Source organism: Streptomyces sp. NPDC001450 (assembly GCF_053597295.1).
The window spans coordinates 1-11,388 of record NZ_JBSFHY010000088.1 but is presented as its reverse complement, the minus strand read 5'-3'; the positions used below and the strand labels follow the sequence as shown (position 1 = coordinate 11,388).

5 protein-coding genes and 2 pseudogenes are annotated in these 11,388 nt (G+C 69.7%); 2 read left to right on the top strand and 5 right to left on the bottom strand.

The window, feature by feature from the left end; genetic code table 11:
• Positions 1–105: 105 nt before the first annotated feature.
• From ACWC5O_RS44450 to ACWC5O_RS44430, 5 genes are all read right to left on the bottom strand, one after another.
• The gene (locus ACWC5O_RS44450) at positions 106–993 is read right to left on the bottom strand and encodes an NAD(P)-dependent oxidoreductase (RefSeq protein ID WP_450587754.1); all 888 of its coding nucleotides are present in this window, start codon (positions 991–993) and stop codon (positions 106–108) included.
• Between the two features lie 32 nt (positions 994–1,025).
• On the bottom strand, positions 1,026–2,588 hold the full coding sequence (locus tag ACWC5O_RS44445; RefSeq protein WP_450587756.1) for an acetolactate synthase large subunit: 1,563 nt from the start codon (positions 2,586–2,588) through the stop codon (positions 1,026–1,028).
• A 107-nt stretch (positions 2,589–2,695) separates the two neighbouring features.
• Positions 2,696–3,739: a zinc-dependent alcohol dehydrogenase family protein gene (locus ACWC5O_RS44440; RefSeq protein WP_450587757.1), complete on the bottom strand. Its 1,044-nt coding sequence runs from the start codon at positions 3,737–3,739 to the stop codon at positions 2,696–2,698.
• 94 nt (positions 3,740–3,833) lie between these two features.
• Positions 3,834–4,754 carry a hypothetical protein gene (locus ACWC5O_RS44435; RefSeq protein ID WP_450587759.1) on the bottom strand — a complete coding sequence of 307 codons (921 nt, stop codon included), beginning with the start codon at positions 4,752–4,754 and terminating at the stop codon, positions 3,834–3,836.
• 38 nt (positions 4,755–4,792) lie between these two features.
• On the bottom strand, positions 4,793–5,260 hold the full coding sequence (locus tag ACWC5O_RS44430) for a VOC family protein (protein WP_450587760.1): 468 nt from the start codon (positions 5,258–5,260) through the stop codon (positions 4,793–4,795).
• A gap of 1,148 nt (positions 5,261–6,408) precedes the next feature.
• Here ACWC5O_RS44430 and ACWC5O_RS44425 point away from each other — a divergent pair.
• Together ACWC5O_RS44425 and ACWC5O_RS44420 are read left to right on the top strand one after the other, a co-directional pair.
• A pseudogene (locus tag ACWC5O_RS44425) lies at positions 6,409–10,797 on the top strand (beta-ketoacyl synthase N-terminal-like domain-containing protein); the annotation flags it as partial.
• 488 nt (positions 10,798–11,285) lie between these two features.
• Positions 11,286–11,388: pseudogene (locus ACWC5O_RS44420) on the top strand (DUF6227 family protein); the annotation flags it as partial.

Here is an 11,388-nt window from a genome sequence, read left to right as displayed (position 1 = left end):
CAGTGCCCTACCGGTGCTGGAGGGCGACGGCCGGGTGATCGGGGTCGTGTCCGAGGCCGATCGGAGTGTGTCCCGGCCGCTTCCGCCGTCCGCCCCGTCACAGGGTCATTGCCCAAGGGCCGAAGCGAGATTCTCGACCAGCTGAGCCTCAGCACGCTTGACCGACTCCTTGGTCCGTGCCGCGTAGAAGTCGTGCACCTCGACCCCGGGAAGCCGGATCGTGTCATCCGAGACGGCGTGGGCCGCACACAGGTCCATCACCGTCCGGCCTTCCCGGGCCGACTGCCAGGCACGCAGGGCGGTCTCGGCCATGGGAAGACCCAGAGTCGTGATGACCACCAGAGCCGTCGGAGGGACGAGACGCAGCTCGTCGAGGGTGACGACGTGCCGGTAGGCAGGTGAGTGGAAGGCGAGGCAGTCCGCGGAACCGAGTGCCTCCGTCAGGGGCACCCAACGGGGTTCCCCTGCGGCCGTAGGACGGTGGGTGGGCGTGTGGAAGACCACGTCCATCCCCAGCGCCATGCCCACCCGGCCGACACTCCTGGCCACGCTGCCGAATCCGATGAGCCCCAGCCGACGCCCCGCCAGCTCACCGGGCGAGGAGTCCTTCGTCGTGTGTCTCGCGTGTCCGAGAAGCTGCTCGATGACGAACTCGACCGTTCCGGTGTCCCCGTAGCCGTAGATCGGGGCCACCGTGATGCCGTGTCGGTTCGCGTACTCCAGATCGATGTGTTCGGTGGTCGTGGCCCGGAGACCTACGTAGCGCAGGGCGGGCAGCCGACGCATGTGGTCGGCGTCGAGGTTGTCCTTCCAGCCTGCGAGCAGTGCGTCCGTGTCCGCGTACGACTGCCGCACCGATGCCGCCGCCGGCGGCCATTCGGTCAGCCTCAGCACCGGCTTGTCACTCATCGGGGCCAGGGCGTCGAGCAAGCCGGGTGACGGCCAGACACCAGGCAGGACGGACACCTGCCGGAAAGTGGACTTGGACGTCATGCTCCCTCCTCGGGGAGTCGTGGACCTGTCGGCTACGAGGTCACGGGGGGAACTACGGCATCGATCAGGTGTGGCCCGGGCTCGGCCAGGGCCCTGCGCAGCTGACTGGCGAGTTCCTCTGCGGTGCGGGCCCGGCCGGCCGGCACACCCATGCCGTTCGCGAGAGAGACGAAGTCGAGCCCGGGGATGTCGATGAAGGACCTGCTGCGGTCGACTTCGGCGCCGCTGAACGCACCGACGCGCTGCATCTCGCCGTCGAGGATCGCGTAGGAGCCGTTGTTGAAGATGACCGTGGTCACATCCAGTTGCTCACGGGCCTGGGTCCACAACGCCTGCAGGGTGTACATGGCGCTGCCATCCGCCTCCAGGCTGATGACGGGCCGGCCGGGACAGGCGACGGCCGCACCGGTGGCGACCGGCATGCCCATGCCGATGGAACCACCGGTGATGTTGAGCCAGTCGTGCACGGGCGCTCCGGCAGTGGCTTCCGGCAGCCACTGATCGGACGTGATGGCCTCGTCGACCACTACGGCTGCCTCGGGCAGGAGAGCGCCGAGGACGGCAGCGGCCTTCTCGGCGGTCAGCGCACCGCTCGGCATCCCCGGCCGGCGCGGATCGGCGGTGACCGGTGATGTGCGGGCCGCGACCAGTTCGGCCAGATACTCAAGGGCCTCAGGTGCCGCGCCGAGGTCGTGGACCTCGCAGCCGTCGGGGATCAGGGTGCTCGGTTTGCCGGGGTAGGCGAAGAACGCCACCGGGGTCCGCGCTCCGGCGAGGATGATGTGCCGCGCTCCTGCCAGGCGCGCCGCGGCAGGGTCCCGGGAGTAGGGGAGGCGGTCCACCGCAGGGATGCCCGCTCCCCGCTCGTGCCGTGCCGGGGACTTCTCGGCCAGGAGGTGCGCCCCGGTGGCCGCGGCGATGCAGCTTGCCGCCGTCAGCCCCGAGCGCCGCATGTTGTCCCCGCCCACCAGGAGCAGACAGCGTTCGCTGCCGAGCAGGAGTTTCGCGATTCGCTCCACCTCGTGTGCCTCAACGGCCGGAGACGGAACGGCGGGCACGGGAGCGGCGAAGCCGCCTTCGGACCAGCAGACGTCGGAGGGAAGGACGAGAGTGGCGACACCACCGGGCAGATGTCCTACGGCGGTCCGGGCGGCGGCGATGGCCTCGGCGGTGTCCCTGCCGGCGTCGGCGACCTGCTCGGTCCGGCGGACCCACTTCGACACGGTCCGGGCCATGGCCTCGATGTCCGAGTTCAGGGGGGCGTCGAACGGCCCGTGGTAGGTGGCGTGATCGCCGACGATGTTGACCAGAGGGGTCCCGGCCCGGCGGGCGTTGTGCAGGTTCGCCAGCCCGTTGCCGAGCCCGGGTCCGAGATGGAGCAGGGTGGAAGCGGGCTTTCGGGCCATGCGGCCGTATCCGTCGGCAGCTCCGGTCGCGACCCCTTCGAACAGGCACAGCACGTTGCGCATCTCGGCCATGGCCACCATCCCTGCCACGAGGTGCATCTCCGATGTGCCGGGGTTGCTGAAGCACACGTCGATGCCGCCGCCGGACAGTGTCTCCAGCACGGCACGAGCGCCGTTCATCCTGCTCATGACGGCTCACCAGCTCGGGCGGGTGAAGAGAACAAGGTCAAGCACACCTTTCGATTCGTGGCGCCGGGCTCGTGGCCGTCGCGTGGTTCAGATGTGAGGGCGACGGCTCAGAACGTGACCAGCACCTTCAGGGCGGTGCGTTCGTCCATGGCCCGGTAGCCCGTCGGTACGTCCTCCAGCCCGACCGAGAGGTCGAACACGGGCGACGGGTCGATCGTTCCGTCCAGGACGGCCGGCAGCAGTTCCGGAATGTATCTCCGTACCGGGGCGACACCCCCACGAAGAGCGATGTTCCGGTCGAAGAGCACGTCCAGGTCCAGGCCCGCGGCGCTGCCGTGCGGCACTCCCACGTAGCCGATCGAGCCGCCTGCTCTGGCGATCTCCACCGCCGTCCGCATGGCTTGCTCGGTCCCCACGGCCTCGATCACGGCGGACGCGCCCTGACCACGGGTCAGTTCGCGCACGGCCTCGACCGCCGCCTTCCCGCGCTCCGGCACCACGTCCGTCGCTCCGAACGTCCGGGCGAGCTCCGCCCGCGCCGGATGGCGGCCCAGCGCGATGATGCGCTCGGCGCCCAGTCGTTTCGCGGCCAGGACACCGCAGAGCCCCACCGCACCGTCCCCGACGACGGCGACGGTCGAGCCGGGGCGCACTCCCGCACCGACCGCCGCGTGGTGGCCGGTGCCCAGGACGTCGGACAGCGTGAGCAGCGCAGTGAGCAGGCGCGGATCCGAGGCGGCCTCGGCGGGGAGCGCGACGAGCGTACTGTCGGCGTACGGCACACGCACCGCCTCGCCCTGCCCGCCGTCCGATCCCTCCTGCCCCCAGAATCCGCCGTGCTCACAGGACGTGGTCAGGCCCTCGGTGCAGTAGCCGCACTCACCGTCCGACCAGACGAAGGGCGCGACAACCAGGTCACCGACCGCAAAGCCCGTGACGTCCGTACCGAGTTCCTCGACCACGCCGAGGAACTCGTGCCCGATGCGCTGGCCCGGCCGGCGGTCGGTCATGCCCCGGTAGGCCCACAGGTCGGTGCCGCAGATGCAGGCCATGAGAACCCGCACCACCGCGTCGCCAGGCCGCCGGATCACCGGGTTCGGCACCTCTTCGACACCGATGTCGTGCGAGGCGCGGAAGACAGCGGCGCGCATGCAAGTGTTCCTTTCCACAGGGCAACAGGGTCGGCGGCGTCGACGCCGGCGCTGTCGCTGACCGACCGACCGGCTTGCTCCCCCGCCGTACGTCTCACTGATAGGAGAAGAGACCGGCCGGGGCGACGGCGGCTTCGCCGACCTCGTAGAGGACGTGACCGATCCGGTTCTCACAGTCCGCCACCTCGGCGCGTCGCAGCTCCTCGGGCCGCTCCTCGCCCTCGTGATCCAGCGGATAGAGGCCGTTGACGGCGAGGTCCACGGCCACCGCCCGCAGTCTGCGGAGCAGTTGGGCGATGATGGCGTCGTCGTCCACCGGACCGCGCAGGGTCATGAAGAAGTTGTCGTAGAGCAACGCCGTACGCTCCGACGGGCGAACGACGGGCCCTGCCATGGCCTCCTGGAGCAACGACTTCCCCGCGGGCACCAGCCGGGCGGCAATACCGTCGTGTATCGCCTTGTTGATCTCCACGGCGCGGGCCAGCCGGGCCGCCTCCCGGGTGGCTCCTCTTGCCGGGCCCCGCCCCCGGAACAGGCTGCGTACCGGGGTGAAGTCGGATGCCCAGGTACCGCTGAAGCTCCGGTGCTGAAGGTACATGCGTGGCCTGATCAGGCTCTGGTACGTGTCGAGCGGGCACGAACCGGTGTACAACAGCATGGCGTTGTAGCCGGACGCGTACGTCTCGAGTCTGGCGGCCGTGGACTGGTCCGGCCCCTCGCGCTCCGCTGTCTGTTCCAGCAGCTTGCCCATCAGGTGCCAGATGACGAAGGTGATCTGATGCCCGGTGATCCAGCGAAACCAGAAGATCTGCTCGTGGGAGACCTTGCGCGCTTCCTCGGGCACGTCGTCCAGCAGAGGACTGTCCGCCAGGAACCGAAGCCGCATGACGGTGAGGCCGGGGTCGCACGGGCCGGCCACATAGGGGGTGACGGCCGTCGCCCGCGAGGAGCCGACCGGTGGCATGGTCAGCAGCTCCAGGCCGAAGGGAAAATCACCGAAATCCCAGTCGGTCATCCCGGTGTCTTCGGTGCCAGGGGCCTCGCCCGGGGTCCTCACCGGTCACCGTCGGGGATGTAGGCGAACTCGAACTCAAGGCCGTTCACATCGAAGAGGTAAAGGCTCATCACCCCGTCGTCGTCGGTGACGATGTCGGTCGGCTGGTCGGGCCGGGCGAACGTGTACCGGCCGGATTCGTACAGCTCCATCCAGCGGTGACGCACCGTGTCGAGATCCTCGGGTGAGCCGACCTGGAGGCATGCGTGCTGGAAGAGGTACCCCTCCTCGTCGGGCTGCCGACCGCTGTGGCCCGCGCGGTCGAAGAGATGGAAGCGCACATCTCCGGCAGACACCTCGATCAGGCGACGAATTCCGGGAAGCCGGCTCAGCGTGAGTTCGGAGAACTTGTCCAGTTCCCACCGCTTCTCGGCCTCGAAAAATTCAACGTACCAGCTCAGGCAGTTCTCCAGGTCTGCTGTCTGCACGCCGAGGTGGTGAATTCTAGATGTGACCTGCTGATTCACTGCACAACCTTCCTTCCAGGGCATCAGCGCTGTCGGCTCATCAGCGGTTGGCTTCGTGGGGAGTCACGGGGCAGCGACCGGGTGGACGGCCCAGCCGGTACGGCCTTCGTGGCGGGGGTCTCTCCGTCACGCAATGTGAGCGCCGTTCCCCCCGGCGCTCAGGAATCCGTCCTCGCTCAGCTCATCCGGTTTGAGCCGGGCCCCCACCTCAATCGGGAACAGTGCCGGATATGAACAGGGGTGCAACGCGGCCCTCGACTTCCCCTGGCAAAGCGAGGTTAAAAATTCGGCACACTCGACGGACCGGGCAAGAGACAAGAGTCCTGGCCCCCATGCCCCCAACTCATCCAGTGAATCTTCTCGAACCGGGAAAGCGCCGCTACACCGTAGCCCGGCCCCATACGGTCGTGCAATGTGCAAAGGTCCCATCCCCGCTATCCCCCGGGGCGTTTCAATCGCTTGTCATGGCTGGAAATCGCCGTTCGGACGGAATCAACCAGGCGTGGTCCGGAGTGGCTTCGCTGTTCTTCGACGGGGCTGGGCGGCAAGCCGGGGGAGGGATGTGCGACCGCCGGCGGGCCGCCCGGACGATGTTGTGCCAAACGCAGCCCGGTTGGCAAGTGCCGTCTCGGTCCGCAGTCTTGACGGGGAGGCAGATGGTTGAAACAGGATTGAGTGTGGGGCGCATGGGTCACAGGGCTTCCATTGCGCCCCACCAGTCGCTCTGGTTAGAGTCGCCATAGCTCGGTACCTGGGTGACGCACCAGGAGACCTGCCGCAGTGACGCACCGCCACCGGGGGTGGATGTGTGCTGGACCAGTGAACACACGGGGGACACGATGAAAATTCGCGCACTCTAGCGGGATTGCATCCAGATCGCCGGAGCGATGCACTGCTGGGCATTCTGCCTGGCGTTGCCGGGGCTCTGTGCTGCGCATTGAACGTACTCCGATGCCGTCGACAGTTGTGTCGATTCGGTGTCATCGGACCCTGCCTCGAAGCGGTTTGGACGTCTGTATACCGGGTCTGTCCGCAGCGAATCCCGGCTTGTGATCCCGGAGTTCTCCTGGCGTACTCCGGAAGATTTCCTACGGCTGGGCCTGGAAGCGGCTCCAGGCCGGTTCGACGCTGTTCTGGGATGGATACCGATGACCGATTCGCCCATGTTCGCCGAGACTTTGACCATCACTTCCGAAAATCCCTTGCTGCACGGTCACGTCGTATACGGGCGCAGTCTCCTGCCCGGTGTCGGCTATGTGGACCTGGTGCTGCAGATGCTCGCCCGGCAGGGGTACGCCATGCCGGACATCGAGCTGCGGAACGTGACCATCCTCGCGCCGCTCGTTGCCGCACCCGGCGAGCAGGTCCAGGCGACCGTCGAGGGATGTCCGGCGCCGGCGGGCGGGTGGCGGATCGAGGTCCGCAGTCGGCGTCCGGAGGACACCACCGAGGTCGTGCACGCGGTGGTGGCCGCGCATCGTCGCCCTCCGTCCGTCTTCCGGGAGCGGCTGCAGGTGCCCGTCACCGGAGCGGACCGGCTCACCTCGCTGACCGAGATCTACTCCTGGTGCCGTGAGCACCAACTGCACCACTCGGGTCTGATGAAGATCGACGGTGTGGTGCACCACCGTCCCGGGGACTGGATCGCCGAGCTGGAACTCGCCCCGGAGTACCACGGCACCACGGATGCCTTCCTCTTCCATCCCGCGCTGTTCGAGGCGGGGTTGCTCGGTGGTGGCGTGGGTATCGGCATGCTCCACACGGGCAACGACGGCCAGGGGCTCTACCTTCCCCTGTTGTTCGAGTCGTTCCGGGCGCGGGGCGCACTGGGCAGGCGGTGCTTCGTCAGGGTTCCGGCCGAGTCCGTGCGCAGGGACGACGAACTCGTCCGGATGAGGGTGGAGTTCTACGACGCGACCGGAATGAAGGTCGCCGAGATCGGCCAGTTCGTGGCCAAGCGGGTCCGAGCCGCGACGAACCTCGATGTCCGGGGCGAGTCGGCCCCGGGCGCAGCACCCGCTGCCGCCGGGGCGTCTTCGGCGGGCGGGGCGGGGGCTGTGCCGGTGGCTGCCGGCCGGGATCTGGTGGGGGTTGTCCGGGATCTGGTCGCGGCGCGTCTTGAGGTGCCGTCGGCGCAGGTCGATGTGGGTGTCGGATATTACGAGTTGGGGTTGGCGTCGGCTGATCTGCTGTCTTTGGTGGCGGATCTGGAGGATCGGCTGTCGGTGTCGTTGTCGCCGACGGTGATGTTCGAGCACAAGACGGTGGCCGATCTGGCGGCGTGGCTGGAGACGCAGTCCGGGGCGTTTCCGGCGGGCGGGGCGGGGGCTGTGCCGGTGGCTGCCGGCCGGGATCTGGTGGGGGTTGTCCGGGATCTGGTCGCGGCGCGTCTTGAGGTGCCGTCGGCGCAGGTCGATGTGGGTGTCGGATATTACGAGTTGGGGTTGGCGTCGGCTGATCTGCTGTCTTTGGTGGCGGATCTGGAGGATCGGCTGTCGGTGTCGTTGTCGCCGACGGTGATGTTCGAGCACAAGACGGTGGCCGATCTGGCGGCGTGGCTGGAGACGCAGGTGCCCGATGCACCGATCTCGCGGACGCCGGTTCTCCAGCCGCACTCCGAGCCCGTACCCGTGCCCACACCCTTACGAGCACCTGCGCCCGTACCCGCGCCCGCGGCCGTTCCGCGGAGCGAGACCGACCCGGCGGACCTGCTGCCCGCCGTCCGTACCGCGCTGACCGACGAGGTGTCCGCGCTGCTGGAGGTGTCGGCCGACGATGTGGACCTGGACGGCGAATTCGCCGAGTTCGGATTCGACTGGGCCGGACTCGCCCACCTGACCGATCGGTTGAACGACCGCTACGGTCTGGCGCTCGCGTCCACCGTCTTCTCCGAGCACCGGACCGTGCGGGCCCTGGCGGCGCACCTTGCCGGAACCTACCCCGAGCACCTCGTCCCCGGCCGTGCCGAGTCCGGGGAGTCCGCGCCGCCGACGCCGCAGGCCGGGCAGGACGACCCGGCTGTCCGAGAGCTCCGGGAGCGGGAGCGTCCGCATGCGATGCTGCACCGCCCCGTACCGGACGGCAACGGCGTCGCCCACCGGGCGAGTCTGGGTGGCGATGAGCCGTATCTGAGGGACCACCAGGTGCGCGGCCACCTCATCCTGCCCGGAGTGGCGCACCTGGAGATGGCCCGCGAAGCGGTCGCGCGCACCCTGGGCGAGGAGCACCCGAACCGCGTGCGGCTGGAGAACGTCGTGTGGCTGCGCCCGGCGATCTGCGGTCCGGACGGGCTGGAGCTGACCGTGAGTGTGCGCACGCTGCCCGGAGGCGGCTGCGAGTACGAGATCCACAGCCCGCAAGCCGATGGCGGACGCACCCTGTGCAGCCAGGGTCGGGCGAGCGTGGTGGAAGTCGAGGAGCGCGGGCTGCCGCTCCTGGACGAGTTGCGCGCGGCATGCGCCGAGACGGTTCTTCCCGCCGCGGACATCTACGGCCGGTACCACCGTATGGGCCTGGCCTACGGACCGGCTCAGCGTTCCCTGGTGAAGCTGGGCGTGGGCACGGACGACGCGGGACGACCTCAAGCGCTGGCGGAGCTGGAGCTGCCCACGGCGGCCGAGCTCCCGGACCGTTGCCGGCTGCACCCGAGCATCATGGACGGTGCGTTGCACGCCAGCATCGGGCTGTGGCCGACGGCGGCGCAGTCCGACGGGCGCCCGGCAGAACTCGCCCTGCCGTTCGCCCTTGAGCGAATGACCGTGTTCGCCGCCACCCCCGCCAAGGCGTACGCCTGGATCCGGCACCAGCGGGGGAGCGCGACCGACGCCGCGTCGGCACGGCTGGACGTCACGCTCTTCGACGAGCAAGGCCGTGTGTGCGTGGACCTGAACGGAATCAGCTCGCGCGCCCTGCCGGACACGGCCCGGACCGTACAGACACCGGCGGTCCCCGTCCCACAGGAAGGGCAGCTGCCCGGGCGGGAAGAGCCGGTCGCGGCTCGGCCCGCGCCTCCCGGGCCGGAGCATGCCCGCACCGACATCGCGATCGTCGGAGTCAGCGGCCGCTACCCGGAGGCGGCGGACCTCGGCGAGTTCTGGGAGAACCTCCGCTCCGGGCGCGACTGCATCCGCGAGGTCCCCGCGGAGCGCTGGGACCACCGCCGGTTCGCCGAGGCCGGCGGCTCGGCCACGGCCAGGTGGGGCGGCTTCCTCGACGGCATAGACCGCTTCGACCCGCTGTTCTTCCAGATCTCACCGCTCGAGGCGGACTATCTCGACCCCCAGGAGCGCCTGTTCCTGGAGTGCGTCCACCACACGCTGGAAGACGCCGGCCACACGGGAGAGTCGCTGGCCCGGACGGTGGCCGCCCCCGGCGGACCGGTGGGCAAGGTCGGCGTCTTCGTCGGAGTGATGTACCAGGAGTACCAGCTGCTGGGCGCTCAGGCACAGGAACGCGGCGAGCGGGTCGCCCTGTGGGGCAGCGCCTCCACCATCGCCAACCGCGTGTCGTACTTCTACGACTTCCATGGTCCGAGCATGGCCGTGGACACCATGTGCTCGTCCTCTCTGACCTCCATCCACCTGGCCTGCGAGGCCATCAAGTCCGGCCAGTGCGATGCGGCGATCGCCGGCGGCGTGAATCTCAGCCCCCACCCGAACAAGTACCTGGTGCTGAGCGAGCGACGCTTCCTCTCCAGCGACGGGCGCTGCCGCAGCTTCGGCGAGGGCGGCGACGGCTACGTGCCCGGTGAGGGAGTCGGCGCCGTCCTGCTCAAGCCGCTGGAGCGGGCCGTCGCCGACGGGGACCACATCTACGGCGTGATCAAGGGAACCGCGCTCAACCACGGCGGACGCACCACCGGCTATTCGGTGCCCACCCCGGTGGCCCAGGGTGAGGTGATCGCCGCCGCGCTCACCGCCTCCGGAGTCGACCCGCGCGCACTGAGCTACCTCGAGGCGCACGGGACCGGGACGTCCCTCGGCGACCCGATCGAGATCGCCGGGCTGACCAAGGCCTTCCAGCAGGTGGGTGGCGCGCCGCGGCACTGCGCGATCGGCTCGGTCAAGTCGAACATCGGGCACACCGAGAGCGCCGCCGGCATCGCCGGAGTCACCAAGGTGCTGCTGCAGCTGGAGCACCAGGAGCTGGTGCCGAGCCTGCACTCCGACCGGCTCAATCCGCACATCGACTTCGCGCGCACCGCGCTGCGGGTGCAGCGGCACGTGGAGCCGTGGCGGCGGCCGACGCTGGAGATCGACGGAGAGGTCCGCACCTTCCCCCGGATCGCCGGTGTCTCCGGTTTCGGCGGAGGCGGCTCGAACGCCCATGTGGTCATCGCCGAGTACGAACCCGCCCCGCGCCCGGCTGGGGCCGCGGCCGGCGACCGGCCCGCACTGCTGGTGCTCTCCGCCCAGAGCGAGGCGCAACTCGCCGAACAGGCAAGGCGGTTGAGCGCCAGGCTGGCAGAGCTGGGCGACGGAGATCTCCAGGATGTCGCCTGGACGCTGCAGGTCGGACGGATGGCGCTCCAGGAGCGCCTGGCCCTCGCCGCGGCGTCGCTCCAGGACGCCAGGGCGCAGCTGGACGCCTTCGCCTCCGACCCGCGACGGCCCGGCGCCTGGACTCGGGGCACCGTGCGTTCCGATCGCGGCTCCGACGACGAGGCGCTGAGGGCGGCTGTGGCGGACTGGTCCGGCCGCGGTGCGTACGACGGCCTGCTGCGCCTGTGGGCCGACGGAGCCGCCGTGAACTGGGAGGCGGTGCACCCCTCGGCCACGTCCGCGCGCCGGGTCAGCCTCCCCGGGTATCCCTTCGCGCGTGAGCGGTACTGGCTGAATTCGGACACGCCGGATCCGGAGACCGGCCGGCCGCTAGCGGCCCTGACCGCGCGGTCGGCGCAGCCGACGGCGCCCGGGGCGGACGGGGAGGCGGCGGAGCAGGACGAGATGCTGCTGCTGCGCCCCGGCTGGGTCGCGCAGGACCCGGCGCCCGCCGACGGGCGGGCGGGGGCCGTCCTGCGGGAGAGCTTCGCCGAGCCCGGGAGGTCTCCCAGTGGGAGGTCGAGCACACGGCGACGCCCGACGGTCGGCACAAGTGCGAGGTCTACACGTCGGAGGACGCGGCCCGGG

Coding starts and splice junctions, on each gene's coding strand:
- ACWC5O_RS44435 (WP_450587759.1), bottom strand. CDS start 4,754: ATGACCGACTGGGATTTCGGTGATTTTCCCTTCGGCCTGGAGCTGCTG.
- ACWC5O_RS44440 (WP_450587757.1), bottom strand. CDS start 3,739: ATGCGCGCCGCTGTCTTCCGCGCCTCGCACGACATCGGTGTCGAAGAG.
- ACWC5O_RS44450 (WP_450587754.1), bottom strand. CDS start 993: ATGACGTCCAAGTCCACTTTCCGGCAGGTGTCCGTCCTGCCTGGTGTC.
- ACWC5O_RS44445 (WP_450587756.1), bottom strand. CDS start 2,588: ATGAGCAGGATGAACGGCGCTCGTGCCGTGCTGGAGACACTGTCCGGC.